Source organism: Nonomuraea sp. NPDC049625 (assembly GCF_040675285.1).
Lineage (GTDB): Bacteria > Actinomycetota > Actinomycetes > Streptosporangiales > Streptosporangiaceae > Nonomuraea > Nonomuraea angiospora_A.
Genome location: NZ_JBFAOQ010000025.1, coordinates 113,292 through 137,498, shown reverse-complemented (window position 1 = coordinate 137,498; position 24,207 = coordinate 113,292). Strand labels below are relative to the sequence as shown.

The 24,207-nt window shown below is 69.4% G+C and carries 21 protein-coding genes, 1 tRNA gene and 3 pseudogenes; 11 read left to right on the top strand and 14 right to left on the bottom strand.

Annotated elements, in window-relative coordinates; translation table 11 throughout:
• Positions 1 to 92: 92 nt before the first annotated feature.
• The 3 genes from AB0J87_RS57880 to AB0J87_RS57870 all read right to left on the bottom strand — a co-directional run bounded on the left by AB0J87_RS57880 (position 93) and on the right by AB0J87_RS57870 (position 2,173).
• Complete coding sequence (locus AB0J87_RS57880) at positions 93 to 224, bottom strand: hypothetical protein (RefSeq protein ID WP_363983582.1); 132 nt, start codon at positions 222 to 224, stop codon at positions 93 to 95.
• A gap of 32 nt (positions 225 to 256) precedes the next feature.
• Positions 257 to 949 carry a hypothetical protein gene (locus AB0J87_RS57875; protein ID WP_363983580.1) on the bottom strand — a complete coding sequence of 231 codons (693 nt, stop codon included), beginning with the start codon at positions 947 to 949 and terminating at the stop codon, positions 257 to 259.
• 435 nt (positions 950 to 1,384) lie between these two features.
• Positions 1,385 to 2,173: an integrase core domain-containing protein gene (locus AB0J87_RS57870; RefSeq protein WP_363983578.1), complete on the bottom strand. Its 789-nt coding sequence runs from the start codon at positions 2,171 to 2,173 to the stop codon at positions 1,385 to 1,387.
• Between the two features lie 176 nt (positions 2,174 to 2,349).
• Here AB0J87_RS57870 and AB0J87_RS57865 point away from each other — a divergent pair, with 176 nt between their 5' ends.
• Positions 2,350 to 2,658 carry a nuclear transport factor 2 family protein gene (locus AB0J87_RS57865; RefSeq protein ID WP_363983576.1) on the top strand — a complete coding sequence of 103 codons (309 nt, stop codon included), beginning with the start codon at positions 2,350 to 2,352 and terminating at the stop codon, positions 2,656 to 2,658.
• A 203-nt stretch (positions 2,659 to 2,861) separates the two neighbouring features.
• Here AB0J87_RS57865 and AB0J87_RS57860 read toward each other — a convergent pair.
• The 3 genes and pseudogenes from AB0J87_RS57860 to AB0J87_RS57850 form a co-directional block, all read right to left on the bottom strand.
• Positions 2,862 to 3,191, bottom strand: a pseudogene (locus tag AB0J87_RS57860) (transcriptional regulator); the annotation flags it as partial.
• Positions 3,192 to 3,363: 172 nt separating this feature from the next.
• Positions 3,364 to 3,426: pseudogene (locus tag AB0J87_RS57855) on the bottom strand (hypothetical protein); the annotation flags it as partial.
• Between the two features lie 475 nt (positions 3,427 to 3,901).
• Positions 3,902 to 4,831 (bottom strand): hypothetical protein, encoded by a 930-nt coding sequence (locus AB0J87_RS57850; RefSeq protein WP_363983574.1) that lies wholly within the window; start codon positions 4,829 to 4,831, stop codon positions 3,902 to 3,904.
• 268 nt (positions 4,832 to 5,099) lie between these two features.
• Here AB0J87_RS57850 and AB0J87_RS57845 point away from each other — a divergent pair, with 268 nt between their 5' ends.
• The 9 genes from AB0J87_RS57845 (at position 5,100) to AB0J87_RS57805 (ending at position 11,355) form a co-directional block, all read left to right on the top strand.
• Entirely contained in the window at positions 5,100 to 5,774 is a 675-nt protein-coding gene (locus AB0J87_RS57845) for an ABC transporter permease subunit (RefSeq protein WP_363983572.1), read from the top strand.
• 19 nt (positions 5,775 to 5,793) lie between these two features.
• Positions 5,794 to 6,771 (top strand): ABC transporter substrate-binding protein, encoded by a 978-nt coding sequence (locus AB0J87_RS57840; protein ID WP_363983570.1) that lies wholly within the window; start codon positions 5,794 to 5,796, stop codon positions 6,769 to 6,771.
• Positions 6,768 to 7,244, top strand: a complete 477-nt coding sequence (locus AB0J87_RS57835; RefSeq protein ID WP_363983568.1) for a GNAT family N-acetyltransferase — start codon at positions 6,768 to 6,770, stop codon at positions 7,242 to 7,244. Before AB0J87_RS57840 ends, AB0J87_RS57835 begins: the two co-directional genes overlap by 4 nt.
• 13 nt (positions 7,245 to 7,257) lie before the next feature.
• Positions 7,258 to 8,310 (top strand): ABC transporter substrate-binding protein, encoded by a 1,053-nt coding sequence (locus AB0J87_RS57830; protein WP_363983566.1) that lies wholly within the window; start codon positions 7,258 to 7,260, stop codon positions 8,308 to 8,310.
• A complete protein-coding gene (locus tag AB0J87_RS57825) occupies positions 8,310 to 9,134 on the top strand; it encodes an ABC transporter permease (protein WP_363983564.1) in 825 nt (274 codons plus the stop codon). Before AB0J87_RS57830 ends, AB0J87_RS57825 begins: the two co-directional genes overlap by 1 nt.
• On the top strand, positions 9,110 to 9,808 hold the full coding sequence (locus tag AB0J87_RS57820) for an ABC transporter ATP-binding protein (RefSeq protein WP_363983562.1): 699 nt from the start codon (positions 9,110 to 9,112) through the stop codon (positions 9,806 to 9,808). The genes AB0J87_RS57825 and AB0J87_RS57820 overlap by 25 nt, the downstream gene beginning before the upstream one ends.
• Positions 9,809 to 9,823: 15 nt before the next feature.
• The gene (locus tag AB0J87_RS57815) at positions 9,824 to 10,039 is read left to right on the top strand and encodes a hypothetical protein (RefSeq protein ID WP_363983560.1); all 216 of its coding nucleotides are present in this window, start codon (positions 9,824 to 9,826) and stop codon (positions 10,037 to 10,039) included.
• Positions 10,040 to 10,116: 77 nt separating this feature from the next.
• Positions 10,117 to 11,016 (top strand): hypothetical protein, encoded by a 900-nt coding sequence (locus AB0J87_RS57810; protein ID WP_363983558.1) that lies wholly within the window; start codon positions 10,117 to 10,119, stop codon positions 11,014 to 11,016.
• A 159-nt stretch (positions 11,017 to 11,175) separates the two neighbouring features.
• Complete coding sequence (locus AB0J87_RS57805) at positions 11,176 to 11,355, top strand: hypothetical protein (protein ID WP_363983556.1); 180 nt, start codon at positions 11,176 to 11,178, stop codon at positions 11,353 to 11,355.
• Positions 11,356 to 11,482: 127 nt separating this feature from the next.
• Here AB0J87_RS57805 and AB0J87_RS57800 read toward each other — a convergent pair whose 3' ends face one another.
• The 6 genes from AB0J87_RS57800 to AB0J87_RS57775 all read right to left on the bottom strand — a co-directional run bounded on the left by AB0J87_RS57800 (position 11,483) and on the right by AB0J87_RS57775 (position 22,492).
• The gene (locus AB0J87_RS57800) at positions 11,483 to 12,682 is read right to left on the bottom strand and encodes a vanadium-dependent haloperoxidase (RefSeq protein WP_363983554.1); all 1,200 of its coding nucleotides are present in this window, start codon (positions 12,680 to 12,682) and stop codon (positions 11,483 to 11,485) included.
• Positions 12,683 to 12,871: 189 nt separating this feature from the next.
• Complete coding sequence (locus AB0J87_RS57795; RefSeq protein WP_363983552.1) at positions 12,872 to 13,930, bottom strand: LLM class flavin-dependent oxidoreductase; 1,059 nt, start codon at positions 13,928 to 13,930, stop codon at positions 12,872 to 12,874.
• 646 nt (positions 13,931 to 14,576) lie between these two features.
• Positions 14,577 to 15,797: a TIGR02679 family protein gene (locus AB0J87_RS57790; protein ID WP_363983550.1), complete on the bottom strand. Its 1,221-nt coding sequence runs from the start codon at positions 15,795 to 15,797 to the stop codon at positions 14,577 to 14,579.
• The gene (locus AB0J87_RS57785) at positions 15,791 to 19,792 is read right to left on the bottom strand and encodes a TIGR02680 family protein (RefSeq protein WP_363983548.1); all 4,002 of its coding nucleotides are present in this window, start codon (positions 19,790 to 19,792) and stop codon (positions 15,791 to 15,793) included. Before AB0J87_RS57785 ends, AB0J87_RS57790 begins: the two co-directional genes overlap by 7 nt.
• Positions 19,789 to 20,985 (bottom strand): TIGR02678 family protein, encoded by a 1,197-nt coding sequence (locus AB0J87_RS57780; RefSeq protein WP_363983545.1) that lies wholly within the window; start codon positions 20,983 to 20,985, stop codon positions 19,789 to 19,791. Before AB0J87_RS57780 ends, AB0J87_RS57785 begins: the two co-directional genes overlap by 4 nt.
• Positions 20,966 to 22,492 (bottom strand): TIGR02677 family protein, encoded by a 1,527-nt coding sequence (locus tag AB0J87_RS57775; RefSeq protein WP_363983542.1) that lies wholly within the window; start codon positions 22,490 to 22,492, stop codon positions 20,966 to 20,968. Before AB0J87_RS57775 ends, AB0J87_RS57780 begins: the two co-directional genes overlap by 20 nt.
• A gap of 228 nt (positions 22,493 to 22,720) precedes the next feature.
• Between AB0J87_RS57775 and AB0J87_RS57770 the strand changes: the two genes are divergently transcribed.
• Positions 22,721 to 22,791 (top strand) — tRNA-Arg (locus AB0J87_RS57770).
• A gap of 77 nt (positions 22,792 to 22,868) precedes the next feature.
• Here AB0J87_RS57770 and AB0J87_RS57765 read toward each other — a convergent pair.
• Positions 22,869 to 23,405, bottom strand: a complete 537-nt coding sequence (locus AB0J87_RS57765) for a site-specific integrase (protein WP_363983592.1) — start codon at positions 23,403 to 23,405, stop codon at positions 22,869 to 22,871.
• A gap of 349 nt (positions 23,406 to 23,754) precedes the next feature.
• A pseudogene (locus AB0J87_RS57760) lies at positions 23,755 to 24,147 on the bottom strand (hypothetical protein); the annotation flags it as partial.
• Between the last annotated feature and the right edge of the window lie 60 nt (positions 24,148 to 24,207).

The window sequence follows — 24,207 nt, the reverse complement described above, 5'->3', positions numbered from 1 at the left end:
GCCGACGTTGGCGCGTCGGTCATGCTTGTGGATTCACATGATCACCGGGACGGTACACCCCTTCCCAGTGATCCACAGATCTCAAGCATTGCTCATACAAGGCAGCGGTCGAGGAGTTCGTGGCGGCACGACTGCATCCACCGCTCCATGATCGAGTTCATCCGCGGCATGCGGACACCGGTGAGCACGGTCTTGATGCCGACGTCGGCGAGGATATCGTCCATGGGGGCTGGGAACTTCTCATCCCTGTCTCGGATCAGATAGCGCGCCCGGCAGCCCGCATCGCCAGATTCCTGATCGCCTGGGTGACCCAGCTCATGCTCGGGTGCGCGGTGGTGCCGAGCACACGGACACGCCTGGTGGCATGCTCGATGACCGCCAGGATGTACTGGCGTTGCCCGTTCAAGGTGACGGTCTCGATGAAATCGCGGGCCAGCGGGGCGTCGGCTTGCGAGCGTAGGAAGTCGGCCCACGTGCTGGACGCCCGCTCGGGCGCCGGATCGAAACTTTCCTGCTTGAGGATCTCCCACACCGTGGACGGTGCGACTTTGATGCCGAGCGTGGTGAGTTCTCCGCGAACCCGCCGATAGCCCCAGCCGGGTTCTCGCGGACCAGACGCAGGATGAGGGCACGGATGGAGCGCACCATGGGCGGGCGCCCGGGCCGCTTCGGCCGGCAGGTACGCGAGTGACGTCGTTTTCATCAGATCGCGGTGCCAGCGCAGGACGGTGTCCGGCTGGACGAAGAGCCGCAGTTGGCGCAGGGTCTCGCGGGGTAGCGAGGTCAGTAGGGCGGTGAGAAAGGCATGGTCCTCGGGTGCGAATCTGACCCCGGTGTCGGTGCCGAGTTGGCGCTCGAGGACGGTGATCTGGTGACGCAGGGCAAGTATCTCCACGTCCTTGTCCCGATCGCCCATAGGCAGCAACCGCAGTGTGGCGAACGTGTTCATGACGGTGAGGTAGGCCAGGCGAAGGAGCACGGCCGATCGTCATGCCGCACTTGGTTCCGTCTCCTGGGTGGCCGGAGCTCGCGCCGTCACGCGAAGCCTTTGCAGGGTTATGACCTGGGCGGATGTAATTATCGGCAGGCGCACCGCTGAGGAGCGCAGATGGCGGCGTCAACGTCCATCGCACTCGGGTCTGGGAGAGCAAGTTGGCCCAGGGCATCGGCCAGGCCGTCATCAGCCGGAAGAGGGCGGCTCGATTAGCAGAGGCCTGTTCCGATGATGATCGCCGCGAAAGCCTCGGTTGTAGTCCGCTGCCAGCCTGTGCCGCTCGAATATTGAGCTATGGGTCCTGAGCCGGTTAAGCGGCGTGGTGGTATTCGCTGATCATGCTGGCAACGACGGGTTTTCGGCGGACGATCCGCTGGTCGTTGAGGTCGGTCACGTCGTGAGCGGGCTGCGCTGCGATGTCCGGGGACGTTGCTGCCGGGACTGGTGCGGCCGGTGCCGGTTGTAGTGGATCAGGTACTCCTGGAGCACGCGGGCCAGGTGGCGTTCATTGAGGATCAGAATCCGCTCCAGAAGTTCACGGCGCAGCGTGCCGATGACGCGCTCGCAGATGGCGTTCATCCTCGGCGTCTGCGGCAGCGTGGTGATGATCCGCAGCCCTTCAGCTGTGAAGACCTCCCTGAACGCCGAGGTAAAGAGCGGATCCCGATCGTGGATCGGGAACCGTAGCCCGGTGATGCGGTCGCCCAGGTTCATCGCCAGGTTGCGGGCTTGCTGGGCCGCCCAGGCCCCGGTCGGGTGTGCGATTACGCCGGCCAGGTGCAGTCGTCGGGTGCCGTGCTCGATGAAGAGCAGCACGTAGAGCCGTTTGAGCGTGATCGTCTCGACCGCGCGGAAGTCACAGGCGATGATCGCGTGGGCCTGAGCGGTCAGGAACTGCCGCCAGGTCGGCCCGGCTCGGCGGGGTGCCGGATCGATACCGGCGGCGTGCAGGACCTCCCACACTATGGAGACCGCGATGCTGTAGCCCAGCCCGGCCAACTCGCCTTGGATTCTGCTATGCCCCCAGCTCGGGTTCTCCCGCGCCATCCGCACAATCAGTGCCTTGACCGGTCGGCGGGTGCAGGGCCGTCCCGGACGCCGCCTGTCTGTGAAAGTCCATTTACGCGCCACGAGACTGCGATGCCGACGCAGGATCGCCGCCGGGGTGACCGGGAACACCTCCGCCCCCCGGCGGCGGTGTATCAGTCGCGACAACGCCGCAAGCCAGAGACGGTCGGCGCCACCCTACCGAGGCCGGCTGCTGAGCTGACGGCGGAGGACCTGGTTCTCGTGACGGAGCGCCAGTACCTCAGCCTCTTTGGTCAGCCCGTCGAGTACCTTGCGGCACCGCGTTCATGCTGGACGGCCCGCGCCGGCGCCAGCAGATGGTGGCGCACGTGCTCGGCCAGATAGCCATCGAGTGGGACACGGGCCGACCCCGGGTGTCCGCGTACGCGACGGTCTGGCACTGGTACCAGGCCAACCCCGCTCAGGGCGACCTGCGGCCGGCGGACTGGACGACGATCGGCCTGGTGGAGGACGACTTCGAGCAGTACGACGGTAGGTGGCTGATCGCCCGCCGCAAGGTGAGACCGGTCGCCGGCCTGGTGGCCACCGGCTCCCCGCCCCTGCCTCCGTCCGCCGCCGAACCCCCTGCCCGGTGAGCGGGCGCGCGAGTTCTCCTTTGGCATCGTCGAGCAGAGAACCGCCGCGCGGCCGCCTCCATACCTTCTCGCCCTCGGCATAGATATCGAAGTCGTCGGCCACGAGGCCCTGCCCACCCGTTCCGAAGCCGTGATCCACGAGGGAAAACGACGAGCGTCTGGCCTGGCGCGCCGCTGACGCCCAGTCTCTCCCGGTTCAGCCACAGGCCACCGACCTGGGGGTGGTCGATGTGCTTGGGGGTGCCTTCGCACGTGTTCACGTCGTGGCGGGCCCAGAGCCTGCTGAAGTGAGGGCTGGCGAGGGAGAGCTCGCCGACGAGTTCGATGAATCGGGGGTCGTCCGTGTCGGTGCCGACGGACTCGCGGAACCCGGCGACCATGCCCTGCGCGGCGTCCTCCCAGTCGGGGTAGAGGGCCTGCTCGGCGGGGTCGAGGAACACGTCCCGCAGGCGGTTGCCCCCCGCCACGAGTCGCGGCGACAGAGCGGTCGCCAGCGCGTTGGCGGCGAGGACGTCGAAGTAGCGGCCCTCCACGTACGCGGGGAGCGGAAGCGCGACGACGAGCTTGGCGACGCCCGGAGGGACGGTCTCCTTCCGGGGCCGCCGTCGCCGCCACCGGGGTTTTCCCGCCCGAGGCGTAGCGGTAGGCCGTCGCGTCGTCGTCGAGTTGCAGCACGCGGGCGAGGGACTCGAGGACCTGCGCGGAGGGGTTGCGGTCGCCGCCCTGCTCCAGGCGCAGGTAGTAGTCGGCGCTGATGCCGGCGAGCATCGCGACCTCCTCCCGGTGCAGGCCCGGCACGCGCCGTACGCCAACGGAGGGGATGCCGGCCTGTTCAGGAGGTTGCCGCCGCCCCTGAGCATGCTCGGGGTCACCGACCCGGCGGACGTGGCCTGGCTGCGGGCGATGTTGCCGGATCAGCCCGTGCTCTGCTTCCGGCAACCGGTCCGCCTGGACAACCCGGCCGTGCGCACGATTCCGCAGACGCACATTCACTGCGTCGCCGGCCTACCGGAGGGCATCAAGCGGCGGCCCGTCCCAGCGATACAGCCCAACGGCAGCCCGGCACAGGTGCGGGAACTGGAGACGGGCCACGACTGCATGATCACCATGTCGGCCGAGCTCACCGATGCGGCTGAGGAAGGCCGAATCGCTCCCGCCGTGCTCGACCTCTCGGAAGACCGATGGATCCGTGTGACGACGCTGGCTGGCGTCTTGCTGGTCGCTCTGGTGGCGGCCGTCGTGCTCATTCCCATAGGGGGAGCGGGTGGCCGGCGCCGTTCTTCATCGCGGCGGTGTAGAGCGCCTGCGCGGCGGCGACATCCTGGACGGCGGTGCCGGTGGAGTCGAAGACCACGAGGTCGTCGGCGTGCTCGCGGCCGGTCTTCGTACCCAGGACGATTTCGCCGAGCTCGGCCTTGACCGGCGTCTTCGGGCGGTGGTGGAGTTCGCCGACTGCGGCGCACTGGTGGGTGACGTCGGTGATCAGGGTGGCGGCGGCGAGCAGGTCGTCGTGGAGTTCGCGTTTGGCGGGCGCGTCGGAGCCCACCGCCGCCACCAGCGTGCCTGGCCGTACGTCGCGCAAGCCCAAGTAGGGATCGGTGGAGGGGGTCAGGGTGACGACGACGGCGGCCTGCCGGGTGGCCTCGGCGGGAGTGCGGGTGGCCTCGGCGCCGTGTTCGGCGGCGAAGCGCGCGGTCTTGGCCGGGTCGCGGCCCCATACGAGAATTCGCTCGATCGGGCGGACCGCCCGGATGGCCGCGATGTGGGCGGCGGCCTGGGCGCCGGTGCCGAGCATGGCCAGGGTAGCGGCGTCGGGCAGTGCCAGGTGGCGTACGGCCACGGCGGTGGCTGCGGCGGTGCGCAGCCGGGTGACCGTGGCCGATTCCAGGAACAGCAGGGGTTGGCCGTTCGTGGCGTCGAACAGGGCGATGACGCCGACGATGCTCGGCAGGCCCAGCGTGGCGGGCCGGTCATAGAAGCAGGCGCCGATCTTGACAGCTACCACGCCGCCGAGCCCGGCGGCCTTGATGTGGAACTCGCCGGGCGGGCTGTCGAGGTGAGACAGGCGGCTGGGTGAGGTCTCGCCACGGGCATGGGCGGCGAAGGCGGCCTCGATGAGGTCAATGTAGTCGGAAGGGGTGAGCAGACGCTCGATCTCCGACTGCGTGATCATGTGCATGTCGTGAAGCCCTTCCGGGTGCCTGTGCATCTCGGACGGTACCAGTGGGATAATACATGTATATCCAGTAGGAAATGTTGACTTTATCGGAATGTGCTCGTAGCTTCGTGGGCATGAGCCAGGCCGCGAACCTGACCCGGCGCGCGCACGTGGACCACGGCCACGTCGCCAGCGCGCAATGTCACTGATCACGAAATCTCGTCATCAACCCTCCCTTCCTCTCGCCGAGGAGTGACCGCGTGATCGAGATCGGAGGCGGCTCATGACGCTGCCTGAAGTAGAGTCACCGGCCCGCCAGGACGCGCGGTGGCCGCTGGAGGTGGTGACGGCCCGTCGTCCGCTGCGGTGGCTGGGCGCCGCTTGCGTGCTCGTCGTGCTGGGGATGGTCGCCAGCGCCCTGGTCACCAACCCCGCGTGGGAGTGGCCCGTTGTCGGGCAGTACCTGTTCGCGCCGTCGGTGGTGCGCTCGGTGCTGCTCACGCTGGAGCTGACCGCGCTGGGCATCGCGCTCGGGTTCGTGCTGGGCACGCTGCTGGCGCTGATGCGGCTCTCGCCGAACCGGCTGCTGTCGTCGGTGGCCTGGGCATACGTGTGGCTGTTCCGGTCGGTGCCGCTCATCCTGCAGCTGCTGTTCTGGTACAACCTGGCGCTGCTCTACCCGCGGCTGTCGGTGGGGGTGCCGTTCGGGCCGGCGCTCTTCGACTTCGGGACGATGGACCTGATCGGGCCGCTGACCGCGGCGGTGCTGGGGCTGGCGCTGCACCAGGCCGCGTCCGCGGCTGAGATCGTCCGCGGCGGCCTGCTGTCGGTGGATCACGGACAGCGGGAGGCGGCGGCCGCTCTGGGGTTGCCGCCGGCGCGGCGGCTCTTCCGGATCATCCTGCCGCAGGCCATGCGGACCATCGTGCCCACCGCCTTCCTCAGCAAAGTTCTCTGATCCCCAAGGACGTCATGACATGCGCGCTTCGCTCGCGCGGGCCCTCGTCGTGCCCGCGCTCCTCCTGCTGACCGCGGCCTGCGGCGCCGAGCCCGCCGTCACCGCGCCGTCGGCCGCCACGGCTCCCGTGGTGGCGGGCAAGAAGATCAACCTCAGCCCTGACCAGAACCGGGTACGGGCCGACAAGGTGAACGCGATCGCGGCCCAGGTGCCCAAGGACATCGCCGCCGACGGCAAGCTCGCGGTGGGCTTCAGCGGCCAGGGCGCGGCGCCGCTGGTGTTCCGCGCCGACGACGACACCACCCTGATCGGCGTGGAGACCGACCTCGCCCAGCTCGTGGCCGACGTGCTGGGCCTGGAGATCTCCCCGCGGATCAGCTCGTGGGAGAACCTCTTCCTCGCCGCCAAGTCCGGCAAGGACGAGGTGGTCTTCAACAACGTCACGGTCACCGAGGAGCGCAAGGACACCTACGACTTCGCGACGTACCGGGTCGACCAGCTCGGCTGGCAGGTCCCCGGCAACAGCCCGATCAAGCAGATCGCCAAGCCGGCCGACATCGCCGGGCTGCGCGTCTCGGTCGGCTCTGGCACGAACCAGGAGAAGATCCTGCTCGACTGGGACAAGCAGAACAAGGCCGCCGGGCTGAAACCGGTCGAGATCCTCTACTACGAGAAGTACAGCGACGTGCTGCTGGGGCTCAAGTCCGGCCGCATCCAGGCGTACTTCGGCCCGAATCCGACCATCGCCTACAACATCGCCGTCAGCGGCGGGTCCAGGATCGTCGGCACCTTCTCCGGCGCCGGGCCGGACCTGCAGGGACTCATCGCGGCCATGACCAAGAAGGACAACGGCCTGGTCAAGCCGCTCAACGAGGCGCTCAACACCGTGATCGAGAACGGTAAGTACAAGGAGGTGCTCGACCGGTGGGGTCTGGGCAACGAGGCGATCCCCGAGTCGCAGATCAACCCGCCCGGCCTGCCTCGGCAGGAGTCGTGAGCGAGCTCACCGCGCAGGTGCGGCTCGTCCCCGTGTCGGACCCGGCCGCCGCGCCGCTGCTGGCCGGGCTGCAACTGGAGTACACCTCCCGGTACGGGCCCAACGACGAGCTGGCGAGGTATCCGGAGTCTGAGTTCGCGCCGCCGTACGGGGCGTTCCTGATCGTGGTGTCCAGCGGCCAGACCGTGGCCGGCGGCGCGTTCCGCCGCTACGACGCGGCGACCGCCGAGGTCAAGCGCGTGTGGACGCACCCGCGTCACCGCCGCGAAGGGCTCGGCCGCCTCGTCGTACGCGAGCTGGAGCGGGAAGCGCTGCGCCGCGGGTACGGCCGGATCTACCTGACCACCGGGCCGCGCCAGCCCGAGGCCGTGCGCCTCTATCTGGCCAGCGGCTATGACCCGCAGTTCGACGTCGCCGACCGTCCCACGCGGGGCCCGCTCGCCTTCGTCAAGGATCTGCACCTTCACATGTGAAAGGCCATGCCATATGCCTGTTTCCGCTCTCCTGAGACCCGCACTCGCCGTGCTTTTGCTGGCCGTCCTGACCGGATGTGCTGGAGGCGGCGAGCAGCAGAGCTCCGCGGCGGTACTCGCTGCCGACGCGCCGCTGCCGACGTCCGTCCCCAAGGGCACCAAGCTGATCGTCGGAGACCCGCCCACCAAGGTGGCGTTGCAGCTGTCCGGTGAGATCGACAAGTTCTCGTTCGACATTGAGTGGGCCAACATCAGCGGCGGTCCGCAGACCAGCGAGGCGTTCCGGGCCGACGCGCTCGACGTGGGCGCGGTAGCGGAGATCCCGGCCATCCAGGCCACCTGGACCGGCCTGCCCGTGAAGATCGTCGCCTCCAAGTTCCGCAAGGACCCGCTCCATCACCCGACGTACGAGCTCGGCATCGCGCCGGGCGTGAGCGTGAAGACCCTGGCCGACCTGCGCGGCAAGAAGATCGCCTACAGCCCCGGCCAGGCTCAGGGCGCGCTCGTGCTCAAAGTCCTCAAGCAGGCCGGGCTGACGAAGGACGACGTCACCCTGGTCGAGCTGCCGAGCACCGGCGATGTCTATCCCAACGCGCTGGCCTCCAAGCAGGTGGACGTGGCTCCGATCGGCGGCGTGAACATCAGGCGCTACACCGCCAAGTTCGGCAGGGACGGCGCCACGACCATCCGCCACGGGCTCCGCGACGACCCGGGCCACCTGTACGTGCGGACGGTCACGCTCCAGGACCCGGCCAAGGCCGCTGCGATCCGCGAGTATGTCGCCGCCTGGGCACGGGCCTCGCGCTGGGTCTACGAGCACCCCAAGGAGTGGATCGACGGTTACTACGTCAAGGACCAGGGTCTCAGCGCCGAAGACGGCAAATACCTGGCCGAGTTGGCGGGCGAGCCGGACATCCCCGCCGACTGGTCCGAGGCCATCGCCCGGCACCAGGAGACCATCGACATCCTGTCCAAGGAGACCGGTAACCCGGTGCTGAAGGCCCAGGACCTGTACGACCTGCGCTTCCAGACGGTGGGCGCGGACGCGGTCAAGGGTGGTGCGTGATGACGCTCGTCGCCTCCCGTCCGGCCGTGGCCGCCCGCACGCGCAAGCGTCGTCGCCTGCGGCCCGGCCCGCGGATCAGGTTCGGTTTCCTGGTCGGCCCGCTCCTGCTCCTCGCGCTCTGGGCGGCCGCCTCGGCGACTGGCCTGCTGGATCCGCGCTTCCTGTCCGCGCCGTGGACCGTAGTCACCACCGCGGCCGACCTGATCGAGTCCGGCCGCCTGCAGTCCAACCTGCTCGCGTCCGTCCAGCGCGTGGCACTGGGATTGGCCTTCGGCGTGCCGCTCGGCACCATGCTCGCGCTGGTCTCCGGGCTGAGCCGGTGGGGTGAGGCCGTGATCGACGGGCCCATCCAGATCAAGCGGGCCATCCCGGCGCTCGCGCTCATGCCGCTCCTCATTCTGTGGCTGGGCATCGGCGAGGGCATGAAGATCACCATGATCGCCCTCGGCGTGCTCGTGCCGATCTACATCCACACCCACAACGGGCTGCGCAGCATCGACAGCCGCTACGTCGAACTGGCCGAGACCGTCGACCTCAAGCGCGGCGCGTTCATCAGGAAGGTGGTCCTGCCGGGCGCGCTGCCGGGGTTCCTGCTCGGCATGCGCTTCGCGGTCACCACGGCCTGGCTGTTCCTGGTCGTGGCCGAGCTCATCAACTCCACCACCGGCATCGGCTACATGATGGACCTGGCGCGCACGTACGGGCAGACCGACGTGATCCTCGTCGGCATCGTCCTGTACGGCCTGCTCGGGCTCTTCTCCGACGCCGGGGTGCGGCTCGTGGAGAGGAGGACGCTGTCGTGGCGACGGACGTTGGCCAGCTGATCCGCGTCAAGGGCCTGACCCGCGTGTACGGCGATCGCGCCGTCCTGGACGGCCTGGACCTGGAGATCGCGCCGGGAGAGTTCGTGGCCCTGCTCGGGCAGAGCGGGTCGGGCAAGAGCACACTGCTGCGGGCCCTGGCGGGCCTGGACGCAGACGTCGCCGGGGACGGTCTCGTCGAGGTGCCCGCGCAGGTGTCGGTGGTGTTCCAAGACGCCAGGCTGTTGCCCTGGCAGCGCGTGCTCGACAACGTGATCCTCGGACTCGACGGCGCCGTGGAGCGCGGCCGGGAGAGCCTGGCGGAGGTAGGTCTGGCCGGGCGGGAGCGTGCCTGGCCCAACGAGTTGTCCGGCGGCGAGCAGCAGCGCGTGGCGCTGGCACGCTCCCTGGTCCGCGAGCCCCGGCTCCTGCTCGCGGACGAGCCCTTCGGCGCGCTCGACGCCCTGACCAGGCTCAAGATGCACGGCCTGCTGCGCCGTCTGTACGAGGAACACCGGCCCGCCGTGCTGTTGGTCACCCATGACGTGGACGAGGCGATCGCCCTGGCCGACCGCGTTCTCGTGCTCGACCACGGCAGGATCGCCGCCGAGCAGCGGCTGGATGCCGGCCGGAGCGCCACCGAGATCCGATCCGAGCTGCTGCGGGCACTCGGCGTCGCCGAAATTCCTTCAAAATGAGTAGGGATGGTCGTCGTGAGCGGCGGAAACGTGGTGGCTTTGGTCGGCAACCCTCACATCGGGTCCAGGACCCTGGCGGTGGCCATCGATGCCGCCGAGACGCTGACCAGGCACATCGAGCATGACGCTCCGGTAGAGCTCGTGGACCTGTCGGCCCTCGGCCCGCACCTGCTGTCACCCTCGCCGTCCCCGGACGTGGAGGTGGCGCTCACGGATGCCGCCAAGGCGTGAGGGCGGCCTCAAAGGAAACGTGCAAAGGAAGGTCATCGTCGGTGCCCAGCCCCGTGCCGTCGCCTAGTCTCACGACCATGTCGATCGACGAGAAGGCCGCCCTGCTCCCCGACCCCGATCGCGCCGTGGTCGCGGTCGAGCCGCCGGTCGCGGGGGAGGGGCACTGGGCGGGCGCGCCCAGCGCGGTGGCCGCGGACGGGCTGATCTATCTCGCCTACCGGCTGCGCCGCCCGGTCGGGCAGGGGCGCGGGTTCGCCGTCGTGGTCGCGCGGTCGGCGGACGGTGAGCGCTTCGAGACGCTGACGACCGTGACCCGCGAGGAGATGGAGGCGGAGTCGCTGGAGCGGCCCGCGCTGGTCCGCCTGCCGAGCGGGCGCTGGCGGCTGTACCTGAGTTGCGCCACCACCGGCACCAAGCACTGGCGGGTGGAGGTGCTGGAGGCGGCCGACCCGGCGGCGTTCGATGCGCGCTCGCGGGTCACCGTCCTGCCGGGCGATCCGAAGGCCGGGGTGAAGGACACGGTGATCGTCCGGCGGGACGGCGTCTGGCACCTGTGGGCCTCCTGCCACCCGCTCGCCGACCCCGACGAGGCCGACCAGATGGTCACGGACTACGCCACCAGCCTCGACGGCCTGGAGTGGACCTGGCACGGCACGGCGCTGAGCGGCCGGCTCGGGCTGTGGGACGCGCGCGGCGTCCGGGTCAGCGCGGTGCGCTTCGACGGCGACCGGGTGGTGGCGTTCTACGACGGGCGGGCGAGTGCGGCGGAGAACTACGAGGAGCGCACCGGCATCGCCGTCGGTACGGACCCGGGCGCCTTGGTCGCGCTGGGCGAGGCGCCCGCGGCGGAGTCGCCGTATCGCGGCAGGGGCCTGCGTTATCTGGAGTTCGTGGACCTGCCGGGTGGCGGGGTCCGGCTGTATTACGAGTTCACCCGCCCGGACGGCGCCCACGAGTTGCGTACCGAGCTGCGGTGATCAGGACCGGCGGCCGTTGCGTGTCCCAGGGGCGGGTGCGCAGCGCGTGCTCCCAGGCGTCGAGGTCGCCGTCGAACAGGGCGGCCGCCTCGCGCGGGTGCCCGGCGGTCCAGCGGTCGGCCTCCTGGAGCGCGGTGACGATCCTGGCCGGCTTACCTCATGCAGTACCTGCCGCCGGGGACGGCGGAGGACTTCGTCGAGCTCGTGGTTCCCGAGCTCCAGCGGCGCGGCCGCCACCGGACCTCGTACGACGACGGTACGCTGCGCGAGCGGCTGCTCGGCCCCGGGATACACCGGCTGCCCGATACCCATCCCGGCGCCGCGTACCGCCATCTGTGATCTCAAAGGTCGCCGCGTGGCGGAGGCCGAGAGCGACGGCTGTCGTGGCCGGCCGCGACCGCTGTTTGACCCCGTCCCAGAAGGAACGGGGCCAGACGAGGATCTTCAGTGGTCTTCCTGGTGCGACCTACGAGAACAGTCGTGCGGCGTGACGTAGAGCGTAGGACGCGACCCGGCGGCCCAGTGTCACCCCGGCCTGGTCGGCGGAGCGGGTGTGGATGCCCGACCAGACCCGGGCGTCGACGTTCTCGTCGGTCAGGACCTTCCACGTGGTGTAGGTGCGAGTGAACCCGGGCGCGGTCGGGCTGGTGAGCTCGAACGGTTCGCGGGAGTGGGAGCCGACCAGTGAGGTCAGCACCTGCTCGGCGGCGCCGGAGTAGGTGTTGTGGCCGCTCGGGTAGTCGGGGTGCGACGGCGTCGTGTGCAGCGGTGTCCAGGCCGGATCCGAAGGGATGGAGGGGTGGCCGGTGTCGGCGGCGTGAAGCGCGGTGACCGGGCGCCAGCTCACATAGGTGTACTTGCTATCCGAGGTGGCAATCTGGGTGTCCACCAGAGCGACGTGGAAGAGCGCGACGAGTTCGGCCTTCCTCGGCGCCGGCAGGCGGGACTGGACGACGGCGGCACGCAGGACGCCGTTGTAGATGGTCAGTGAGGACCCCAGCCAGAACTGCGCGATGTCCGTCTGGGCCTGCGTGCGCGCGCTACTGTTCGCCGCGCCGTAGTCGCGTACCTCCTCAAGGTCGGCCCGATATTCCGGAGAGCCGAGTTCGGGAGGAGGCCCCGGTCGGAACCGGTCGGCGCGGCCCAGAAGGAACGGTCTGGCAAACCTCGTGCCCGCCTGGAGGGCCGGCCCCAAAGCCGGCGGCGTGGGTAGCCAGACCCCGGGTGCGGCTTGCGGGACCGGGTACGGCGGGTTGACCGACGCCGGGTCCAGGCCGTCACCGGTCCGTTCGGTGAGCAGCGCCGTCGCCTCCTCGGCTCCGGCCGCCACGCCACGATCCTTGGACGGGCCGGCGGGGATGCGCCCCAGCGTCGCCGCGAACGCCGCGTCGAGCTCGGCGGTGCGGGCCGGGACCAGGGCCACGAGTGAGGTGCGGACCGCGGAGGCGAGCGCGGCATCCTGGAAGGCGCGCTGGCGGGGACCGGATCGCACGGCGCGGGCGGCGGACAACCAGCTGATCGCCCACGTGCGGCTATTGGTTACCTGCGTGGAAGAGCCGGCGGCGGCAATGGTGTCGGCGGTGACGTCGTACCATTCCACCGCCACGTCGACGTCGGCCGGGCCCGATGTCCGCGCTGTCGACGCGGAGGCGGCTGCGCCGCTCAAGGCCGTGCTGGTGGCGAGCACGGCCACCGTGACGGCGGAGCGCAGCCGGTGCGGTTGCGTGTTTCGCGTGCGAAATGAAGGCGTTAACCGCGTGCGGGATGAAGGCGTTGACAAAGCGAGGCGTCCTTTCAGAGCGGCAGAGGGACAAAGTTGGTCTGTGCATTCGGCTGTGGCATCAGGCATCGGCGCTCATCCGCGCAACAGCGGTAGGAGCCGGTCGCCCTGGCGCTTGATCTCTGGCAGATAGGGAGTGTCGGAGAGCACGAAGTGGGTGATGCCGAGTGCCTGGTACTTGCGCAGCGACTTCGCCACGTCCTCGGCCGAGCCGACCAGCCAGGTCGTGCCCGCGCCGCCGCCGCCGAACTTGCCGGGAGTGGTGTAGAGGTTGTCGTCGAGCACCTCTCCCCGCGCTGCCAGGTTGAGCAGCCGCTGCTGACCGACGGCGGTGAACCGGTTCGGGTCACGCGAGATGCCGCCGTTCGCCATCTCCTCGACCTTGGCCTCGGCGTCGGCCCAGGCCTGTTCGGTGGTGTCGCGCACCAGCGTGGTGATCCGCAGTCCGAACTCCAGCGGAGGGTGTTCGCGTCCCAGTTTCTCGCTGAGGTGTTTGAGCCGGTCGATCCGCTCGGCGACGCCATCCAGTGGCTCGCCCCAGAAGAGCTGGACGTCGGCCTCGGCGGCGGCCACCTTCTCGGCGGCTTCGGAGGCACCGCCGAAGTAGAGCCTGGGGTGCTTGCGTTCGCCCCGGACGACCGTTCGCGGCGCCACGGTGGAGCCGGTGACGCTGAAGTGCTGGCCGTGGTAGGTGACGTTCTCCTCGGTCCACAGCTTGCGCACGATCTGGAGGAACTCTTTGGTGCGGGCGTAGCGGTGGGTCTGGTCGCCTTCGCTGTCGCCGTACGCGGCGAGGTTGTCCTTGCCCGACACGATGTTGATCAGCACTCGCCCGCCGGTGAGGTGGTCCAGGGTGGCGGCGGCGGAGGCGAACTTGGCCGGATGCCAGTAGCCGGGCCGGACCGCGATCAGGGGCTGGAACGTCGTGGTCCGCGCGGCCAGCGCGGTGGCGACCGTGAAGGTGTCGGGCCGTCCCCAGCCGGCGCCGATGAGCGCCCCGCCCCACCCGTGCTCCTCGAGGGCCTGGGCATGGCTGGTGAGGGTCTCCAGGCTGTTGTGGTTCTCGACGACGTCGTCGCCGCGGTGCCCGGGCTGCGCTTGGTTCGGGATGTACCAGAGGAACTGGAGATTCATCACTCGGTCTTCCTGTTCGGTGGTCCGATGACCCAGATCACCCTTCAAAACCTACTCTTCATGTAGGTAAAGTATAGATAGTTTCGAGGTGCTCCGATACTCCTGTGGGGCTCAAAATAGGATGATGAGGCCGCCGAGGATGGCTCTGCGGTGGACTCGGTGGTTGGCCACATCGCTGGGCGTTGGCGGTCCTGTTTCGGCTTGCGCTGGGGACAACTGTCCGATGCCGCGGTGGGTGGCCGTCCGGGACGGCGACGATTGCTGTAGTCCCACTTCTTGGCCATGAGTCTGCGGTGCCAGGCCAGCAGTGCTGATCCCGGCCGGCGACTTGACCGCAGCCCGCGGCTGGCTCGGCGAAGAAGGCCAGGGCTCCCTTCAGCCCGCAGCACCTCAGCGTGGAGAACTGCCGCGACACCGACTCGTCATCCACCGGCAGACGCGGACACGTCACCCCTCGCTGACGTTCCGTCTCCGCATCCACACAACCGCATCGCCTGCTGAGCTGCACACGTGTCTTTGCCCCCACCAGGCCCTGAACCAGCGGCATCCAGACGCAGACCCGACGAAGCCCTTGGCCATCGTCGGACAGACCTCGCGGCGGCCGATCCGGCCCCACATGGGAAACGTCACGGCATCGAGGAGCCGCTCACTGAGCGCCCGTCGTCCGCAGGTCGCGGACCAACTCGTCGATGAGCCGTTCCTCCATGACCGCCCGCCCACTGATCCTCATCCGCACAGCAAGATCAGGATCCCAAGGACTACCCGCCGGGCTGCCGCGCAACGGCTCAGAATCCACGCCACCCAACAGTTGCTTGTAGGTCGCCACGTCCATGCGCCATGGAGTGGCTCCGTACCGGCCGACCGCCTCCGTCGTGGTCCGCAATCCCGTCCAGTCGAAGTCCCCGCGCCACCACACCTGCCGGTCGGCGCAGGCGGCGAGCAGCCGATGACAGGCGATGGAGGGAATTCCCTCGGTGCAGACCAGCGCCGCCTCCGCGACGCCCACGGCGGCCCGGAGGACGGCGGGGTTCTCGCACACGAACACGACGGGCGAGGTGATGCGGATGGGCATGGTGACCAGCTGGTGCAACGTCACGCGGAACGGTGTGGCGTGCTTGGCCGCCGCCGTGAGCCAGTCCCCGAGTGGCGAACCGGTCGCGCTGAGCCCCAGCACCAGCACCTGGCTGGCCAGATCATCGACGATCACGCCCGCGGACTCCCACAGCGCCCGGCGTTGCGCCGCCGAGGCCGGCATCGGCTCGCCCGCTCGCGCGGCGAGCGCCCGCAGGACGAGCCTGGCCAGCGGCGTTCCGGACAGCGCCTTGGTGTCGCCGGTGACCTGCTCCGCGAGCACACTGATCGGCTTGGCGTCGGCCGGGAGCACGTCCAGGACGGCCCGTGCCCCCTTTGCCGGTTCGCCGCCCTGGCGAATTGCCCTGGTCAACGTTCCATCGGATGAGATGTTGTTCAGCCACTCGGCGAACCATGGTTCGGCTGCGTGGCGGCATCCCGACAGCGTGGCCAGCAGCGTCGCCCGTGCCTCCTCCTCGCGGGCCCGCTCGTGGGAGCGGATGGAGATCGGGCCCACGAGGTGGTCCACCGCTTCGCGGAGGTTGTCGCAGACTCCCGCCAGGCGGAGAGCGGATTCGATCGCCTGTGGGCTGATGCTGAGTCTGGCCGTTCCCTGCCGGGCACGGCGCCCGAGGAGCCGCTCCACCGCTCTGCGTTCCTCGTCGGACGGCTGCACGAGCACAACGGGCGCGTAGAGCTCCTTGTCCTGCTCGACCCGGGCAGCGAGCCGCGAGATCAGCCGGCTGAGCTCCGGTGCGCCGAGGGTACGGCGCAGCCGTACCGGATCCTTTACCACAGGCCGTCTTCGGGCTGGACCGGATTGCTGGGACGGCGGCTCGTCGCGGTCCGTTCCACCTGCTCCGCCTTCGCGCCGTCCCACTCCCACGTGGTGACGTGGACCGCGTCGATACCGTCGCGGCGCACCAGCTGGTGGGTGGCGATCCCGGGCACCGTGGGGTAGAAGCCCCATTCCCGTTCGCTGGTCATCGCCACGTCGAGGTCGAACGTCGTCAGGAGACCCAGGCATTTGGCCCGGGCGTCGTCGTCCACTCCGGCGAAGGCCTCATCGAGCGTCACCAGGCGAGGCGCCCAGGGGTGCGCGGAGCGGTAGTGCGATGACGCGGCGGCGAACAGCGGCAGCGAGACGGTGAGCACCCGCTCGCCCCCGGAAGCGGGCCCGGCCGCGGGCCGCCAGCGGCCGTCCTGGTATCGCTCGATCAGGAACGTGTGCCAGGCCCGATAGTCCAGGGCCCGGCGCAGGTGTTCGGCCCAGGTCCCATGCTCGTTCTCACGTCGTTCGGCCTCGATCTGGGCCTGCAGAAAGTCGGCGATGGCGGTGCGATCCGCAGGCGACCACAGGTCCGTCCCCTGACGCAACAGTCTGGCCCGGGCCTCGGCCAGGCCGGCGGGCGCCTCCTTGGCGGGAACCCAGGACATTCGCAGCCTCATGCCGGTCGAGGTCGGTCGCTCCTCCAGCTCGCGGTTCATCTGGCCGACTTGCTCCTCGGCGTCGGCGATGAGCTGCTGCAGATGCGCGGCCACATCGTTGACCAGATGTTCCTCGACGATCTCGCGTTGCCTGGAAGTGAGCGTGCGCTCCCGGTAGTCGACCTCGGCGTCGAGCAGCCTGGTCAGCTCGCTCGGCGGCCGTTCTCTGCCCTGGAACTGGATGGTCACCACGAACCAGTCGGACAACCCGGCCACGGCATGGTGACCATGCCGGGTGAGCGCCTCGGCCAGTTCGCTGTAGCGGCGGGTGATCTCATCCTGCACCCGGTGCCAGGCGTCGTCGGAGTCGTCGACGTCGGACAGCAACTGCTCGATCCGGCGTGCCAGCCGTACCGCCGGGTCGGGCGCCCAGGAGCCGGAGTGCTCCACTTCGCACGCGATGTCGAGCAGGCCCGTCTCGGCGAAGCGCCGCAGCGATGCGATGGCACTTTCGCGCCGTTCCACGCTCGCGACCAGGTCGGTCCTGAGCTGGTCCTGCTTGCCCTCGGCTCGCGCGCGCTGCTCTACCGCCTGCCTGTGGGCCTTCTCCAGGTTTTTGAGCTCGGCGGCCAACGCGGCGATCCGCGTCTTGGTGTCGGTGAGACGGGCTTTGAGCTGCTCTACCGAGGCTCCGATGGCGGCCTGCAGGGTTGCCAGCCGCGCGCGTTCCTCGGCTGCCCGTCGCCGGGCCTGGCGCTCGCGGTCGTGCGCCCGGCGCACGTCCTCCTCGGCCGCGTCAACCTCGGCGGACCAGGTGTTCGCCTCGGACAGCTTTCCCGCATGTACGCGGACGGCGGCGAGCAATTCGGTGATCACCTGCTGGTATGCCCCCAGTGCCTTCTCGACCTCCGCCAGGTCGGTCACTGTAGCGGGCAGGGAAGTGTCTGCGGCGGCCCGGTCGCGTTCCTCCACGGCCGTGGCCAGGTCGTCCGCGGCCCAGCGCACCTCCTCGGCCTGTTCCTCCACTGCCCGGACGGCGTCCTGGTGACGGTCCGCGGCTGTCACGGCGGAGGTGTGCGCGTCTCGTAGCTCGGTGTCGTGCGGATGCCCAGCCGACTCGCCCGCCAGGGTCTCCTCGCGGGCGGCCAGCCGGTCGACGGCCGCCTGGGCACGTCCGACGAGCCGCTCGGCTTCCCCGATGAGCTCGGCGAGTTCAGCGAGCCGCCGCTGCCTGGCCTCTTCGCGGGCGGCCGCGCCGATGTATTCGGCGCTCGGTTTGGCCCAGGAGCCGTGCAGGGGGCCGAGTCGCCACCTGCCGTCCGCGCACACGTATGGGCCTGGTTGCTCCTCCAGGCCGATGGTGTCCAGCACGGCCCGCGCCATCGTGTCTGCGGATACCAGAGCCTCGCTCAGCGGCCGGGCGGCCCGTTCGCCCGGCAGCGCGATCACATCATGGGTTCCCGGTGAGAGCAGCCGCCCATCCGGGGTGACCCAGGCGTCCAGCAGGCCGGAGGCTTCCAGCGCCGCCTCCAGGCCTGCGCGAAATCGCCCGTCGATGTCGTCGCGGAAGTCGGCCAGCGCCCACAGCGGCGCGCCGGGCCGCCCGTCCCGGACGCCTTCCCCTCTCGTGTGCGGTACGCGTGGCCGGGCCAGTTCACCTGCCGCCAGCCGATCGCGCTCCGCCTCCAGCTCGGCCAGGGCGGTGGCGGCCCCGTCCCGGCCGGCCACCGCCGCGGCCTGCTCGCGTGCCAGAGCCTGGCTGGCTCGCCGCGCGGCCTCGTGCAGCGCCCGTTCTCCCGGATGCGGACCCGACAGGGTCTCGGCCCATGCGGCCAGGCCGTACTCCTCCGGATCCGGCAGTGTCAGCTCGCGTAGACCGAGGCCGTGCCTGCGCCACGCGGTGACGTGGTCGGAGATGGCGGTGGTCAGGGCCTGCTGAGCGGTCGCCAGCCGGTCGGCCGCCTGGTCGCGCTCGGACTCCCGCTTGGTCAGCGTGGTTCTGGCCTGGACGAGATCGCGCTGTCGCGCGGCTGCGGTCTGGGCCAACCGGGTGACGTGCGCGAGAGCTTCGCCACGCGAGCCCATGGCCGCGCGAATGCCGTCCTCCGCGGGCTCCTCGCCGAAACTGGCCAGCAGGGTCGCGTGCGGAGCCGCGAGCCCGGTGCGCTCGGCGAGCGGGGCGGCGCGGTTCTCGTGCATGACCACGTTCTGCCGGCTGATCTCGGCCGCGGCGGCGGCCTCTTCGTGCTTGGCCTTCCTGGCCGCGGCGATGACCTGGGCGCGTTCGGCCGCCTCTACTTCGGCCGCCAGCGCCTTGTCCGCCTCCTCGGCGTAGCGCTCGGCGGTGTCCAGGTTCTTGATGCGCGAATCGCCCGTGAGCTCTTCGCGGACGGCCTGCTGCTCGGCCAGTTCGTTCTGCGCGCTCTCGGCCCGCGCCGCCACCTCGGCCTCGGTCCGCGTGGCCCGCTCGATCTGGTCCGCTACTGTGCTCAGGTCGCGGTTGACGTGCTCGTAGGCGGAATGCGCCGACCGCAGTTCGCCACCCTGGCGACGCGCCGCCACTGCGGCGTAGCGCTGGTAGCGCGTCAGGAAGCGACGCACGTGCTCGCGGGTGTCCCGGAGCCCGCTCAGTTCCTCCTTCTGCTGTTCCAGATCGTGGAACGCGCCGGCGACGTCAGAGATCAGCGCCTGATCGACCGGGGCGAGTGCCTGCGACAGGGCGGCCGACAGCTTCTTCTCGTCCGGGCGCTTGGACAGTTGCGGCTGGCGGAGCTGGATGAGGAGGTTGACCAGCGCCTCGTAGCGTTCGAGGCCCAGGTGGAAAAGATGCTCATCGAGCAGTCTGCGATATCCCTCGGCCGTCTGGGCCACCTGGCCGGAAAGGCCGATCGCCTCGATGAGCCGGTCGCGGCTGAGCGTCGTCCCGTTCTTGCCGATGAGGAAAAGGTCCTCGCCCACGCGCTGGGAGGTCAGGAAGAACCAGCGGTCGGCGATCCCTCTGCCCTTGACGGCCTTCAGCCCGCACCCCACGGTGACATAGGCGAGCTTGCCGTTCTCGGTGACGCGACCGAACTCCAGCCAGGCATAGCCGAGCCGCTCCTCGTAGCGGCCTCCCAGCAGCAGGTTCCACTCCATGCGCTTGCCGGGGTCGCCGTCGGGCTCGACCCGGCTGGGTGAGAGTTCACCATCGAGGAGGAACGGCAGCGTCAGGGCCAGCACTTTCGACTTGCCCGTACCGTTGTTGCCGAGAAACATGATCCGGCCGTCACGGAACCAGAACTCCTGGTCGTCGTAGTAGAACAGGTCCACCAGGCCCGTACGCAGCGGCTGCCAGCGGGCGGTAGCGGCGGTGGGCAGGCTCATTCGTCGTTCTTTCCGCTTCCTGTGATAACTGGGTCGCCGAAGCCGAAGCGGGCCAGCGCGGGAAGAGGGGTGATCCTCTTGTCGCGCACCCGAATCAGCCCGAGGGCCTCCAGACGATGCATGGCGCCCATGGTCAGGTCGGGCACGGAGACGTTCTTGCGCCACAGGCCGCGATGCCGCTCGGCCAACTGGATCATGTGCGTTCGCAGATCATCCAGTTCCACCGGTTGATCCGGGTACATGCGGAGCAGTCCGGCCAGGTGTTCGGCGAGCAGTAGCGTGGCGTGACCATCGGTCCCTTCCTCGGGCATGCCGAGATCCGTGGCCTCGCGGGTGGGATCCAGCAAGGCGATGCCCTCGGCCCTGACCTCGGCCACGAAGCCCGTGGCCTCGGTGATCCGTTTGAGCATCGGGCCGCGTTGCCGTTCCAGGTAGGCGCGTTCGGCGTCGGTCAGTTCCCAGTAGTAGAGCACGGGGTCGTCCAGCAACCTGCGGGTCAGGGAATGGCGGATCATGCGGTTGCGGCCGTCCTCGGTGTCGGGGACCGGTTCCTCGTTGATGGCGGCGAGCCGCTTATCGAGGGCGGTGGCCGTCACCATGGAAGGACCGCGCCGCGTGGCGAGGAGCATGGCGAGCACGCGGCGGTGCACATCGTAGAGCGCGTCACCCGATCCGCTGATGTAGGCGGACTCGTCGCCCGCGACCTTGGCCAGGATGCCCGTGCCGATGAGCAGACCGGCCACCGCCGCCAGGTCGGCGCGCTCTTCTCTGGTGCCCAGGGTGAACACCATCCCTGCCTCGGCCAGCTCCGGATCCGCGGCGAACGCGAGCAGCCGTTCGGCCAGCCAGCCCAGCGTCACCTGGCTCTCGGCACGCTCAAGCGCGGCCAGTGCCAGGCAGGCCAGGACATACCGGCGGCGGCTGAAAGGCACCTTTCCCTTCGCCTGGGCGGCCCGGGTGCCGTCGCCATGACGGGCCGGAATCTTCCGCAGCCGCGCCACGGCCGTGTCGGCGTGCAACGTCCAGCCGGCCTCCCGGGCGAACCAGTCGGCCAGCCAGCCTTGGTGTTTGCGCACCAGTCGATAGTCCGCATCGCCGGGAGTGAGCAGCGGCCGTCGCAGCAGGGCGCGTACGGCCTTGCGGCGCTCGTCCTCACGCTGGGCATCCTGGAAGTCACGTAGCTCGCCCGCCATCCGCGGTCACCTCCCGGGGCTTCGTCACATCCGTGATCACGACCTCGTAGTCGGGCCCGCGCAGCACGCCCGCCTCGGTACGGATCTCGGCGTATCCGTCCACTGGCCGCATGCGGATCTCCAGGGCGCCGTCAGCGGTCCTGGTGCGCACCTCACCCGGGCCCAGGGCCAGGGCCTCACGGAGCAATCTGAGCAGCAGTCGGAACTCGGCCGGATCCAGTTCCCCGATTTCACTGAGCAGCACAGTGCGGCCCGTCGCCAGCCGTTTACGCGCCAGCTCGGCTTGCTCGCGCTCGGCGGCCACGAACGCCGCCAGTTGCTCGCGTTGCCGGCTCCGATCGACGACCTTGCTGGGAGCGCCGCGTCTGGCGTAGCTGCCGGTGGCCCGTAGCCGTACCGAGATCTCCGCCTGGGGCGCCTCCAGCCAGCTGATGGTTCCTGATACGTCCTCGGCCGGTTCGGCCTCCACCGTCAGGTGCCGCGCGGAGGTCAGCCCGAAGGCGGCCCGCCACAGCCGATGGGCCTCGGCGTCGGTCGGACATTGGGCGAACCAGCGGGCCAACGTCCTGAAGTCGGTCGAACGGTCGCTGCGGCCGGCGCGACGCTCGTGCAGCACACTGATCGTGGCGAGCAGATCCGGGATGGCCTGTCTTGCCCGCGTACGCAACAGATCCGCCTGACACGGACGAACCCGGTCACCGACGAACCATGACCGCAGCCCGGACCAGCGGTCGCGCCACTCGGCAAGCTTCGTCTCCAGCACGTGACCCGGCTCGTCGTTTCCGCCTGGCGCCACGTCGGCCGCCTCCCGCGCCGCTGCGAGCCTGAGCAGGTCGTCGATTTCGGTAAGACCACGGATTTTGTCGGCTATATCGAACGATTTGACGACGAGTTCCGAGACGAAACGTTCCAGGTAGGAGATCAGCCTGTCCTTGTAGGCCAGAAACGCCTCTTCTTCGATGTCATGAAGGTCGATGGTGCGTTGCAGACCGCCCATGAACGCGATGGCGTTGGCCGCCAGGCTGTCGAGCCTGCTCATGATCTCAAGGAGAAGGTTGTGGACGATCGCCGGATCCGGCGATCGTCCATCCACACGGGCGAGAGCATGTAGGCGAACGCGAATATCCTCCAGGGCCACCGCCTGCAATTCGCCTCTGCGCCCCAGCTCTCGCTCGAAGACTTCCAGAGCGCGCTCGGCCGCCTCACCGTCCTTGCTGAGCTGGTACAGAAAACGGGCCCGATAGAAGTCCTCGACCGTGGTGACTCGTCCTGTGTCGGGATCGGCTCGAAGGTTGCCCCATTCGCGCAGACTGCTCAGCGCGCCGTCCACCTGCTCCTGACCAACGGGTTCGCCGCCATCGCCGCGAAGCGCCTCGGCCACGTCCTCCGGCCGGAGATGTACCACGAACCGCCGCTTGTTCGCCATGAAGACATTCATGATCCGGCGATAGAGCGGAGCGGTGGGAGTGCCGAGATGAGCGAAAACCTGTGTACGCGTATGAGACATGACAATATGTAAGTATGCGTCACCTGGCTGTGCCTGGGGGTCAATTGGCGCTTTACGTGGGAGCTTTGTGGCCGAGTTCCACTCCGCACCCGAATCACGGAGCGCACGTACGTTGATGGCGGTAGTGCGACCTGGGCACATGCGGTGCGCACGGATGCCGCGCTCGGCGCGTGCTCGTACGCCCCGTCACGTGTCGTCAGGGCCCGGCACCGCCTGACACGCAAAACGTGCTGAGGTGGCACGAAGCATCACTCAACGGACTTCTAATCCGACGGTCGCAGGTTCGAATCCTGCAGGGCGCGCTTCTCCACCTGGGCAAACTCAGGCCACGCCCGTGCGCTGGGGCGGCATGGGGCAAATGTGGGGCAAAGCTGAGTCAGCCGCCCAGCGGCCGCCTCAGCGCGGACGCGGCGTTCAGCACCAGCCGGGCCGTTTCCCGGGCGGCTTGGTGGGCCACCTCCGGCAGCACCGAGACATAGGTGTCGGCGGTCAGCACGATGCTGGCGTGCCCCAGCATGGCCTGCACCACCTTCAGGTCGGTGCGTGCGGCCAGCGCCGGAGTGGCGGCGCCATGGCGGAGATCGTGCAGCCGGATGGGCGGCTGTCCGGAGGCGGTCACCAGCAGGCGGAATCGGCCGGTGAGGTAGTCCGGTCGCAGCGGCGCGCCGTCCGCGGTGGTGAACACGTATCCCGACTCCCGCCAGCGTGTGCCCGCCCTCGCGCTCAGCTCCTCTTGCCGCTCGCGGTGCCGGGTCAGTATCCGCACGGTCTCCGCGTCCAGGGCTACCACCCGGCAGCTGGCGGCGCTTTTCGGCGGGCCGACCACGACGTGGCCGTCGGCGTGCACCCGCTGCTGCGTCACCGTCAGCTTCGCGGCCTGCAGGTCGACGTCGGTCCAGCGTAGCCCGGCCAGCTCCGCGGCGCAGGCCGCGTAGTGCGGCCGGCCACCAGGCGGTGTAGGGGCGGTCCTGCGCGATGTCGGTCAGGAATGCCGCGAGTTGTTGTTCGGTCCAGACCGCCACCGCCGGGCGCTCTCCCGCTTGCTGCCAACGGGCCGTCCGCCCGGCGGTCCAGACGATCGGATGCGGTCGGCGGGGATGGGGGAGTTCGGCTCCGTTGGCCGGGTTGACCGGGATCAGCCGGGCGCGCACCGCCGCGTTCAGCGCGGTCCGTAAGGTGGCGTGGATCCGCGTCACGGTAGCGGGCGACAGTTGGTGGCCGGGCGGCGAGGGACGGGACGCGAGTAGTCCGTTGATGTCGCGAGAGGTGAGCTTTAGCAGCCGGATCCGTCCCAGGTGGGGGATGAGGTAGAGGCGGATGTGTGTCGCGTAGCCCTGCTGGGTCGACGGACGCAGAGCGTCATTGGTGGCCAGCCAGCGTGCCAGCCACTGTCCGACGTTGCATCCGGCCCCTGCACCGTCGCGGTCAGCGGTGATCAGAGCCTGGCCAGCGGCCTGGGCTTCCTCGCGGTCGGCATACCCGCACTGGCGGACGCGCTGCCGCTGCCCGTCCAGGCCGCGTATTTGCACCGCGAAATACCAGCTGCCGTGATTGTCACCTACCGGCAGACGCGGACACGTGACGCCTCGCTGACGTCCCGTTTCCGCGTCCACACAACCGCATCGCCTACTGACCTGCACACGGGCTTTCGCCATTTGCCCCACCTCCACCATCCACCGTCCGTGACAGCGGGTATGGGAGCCAGTTGTCGGCAG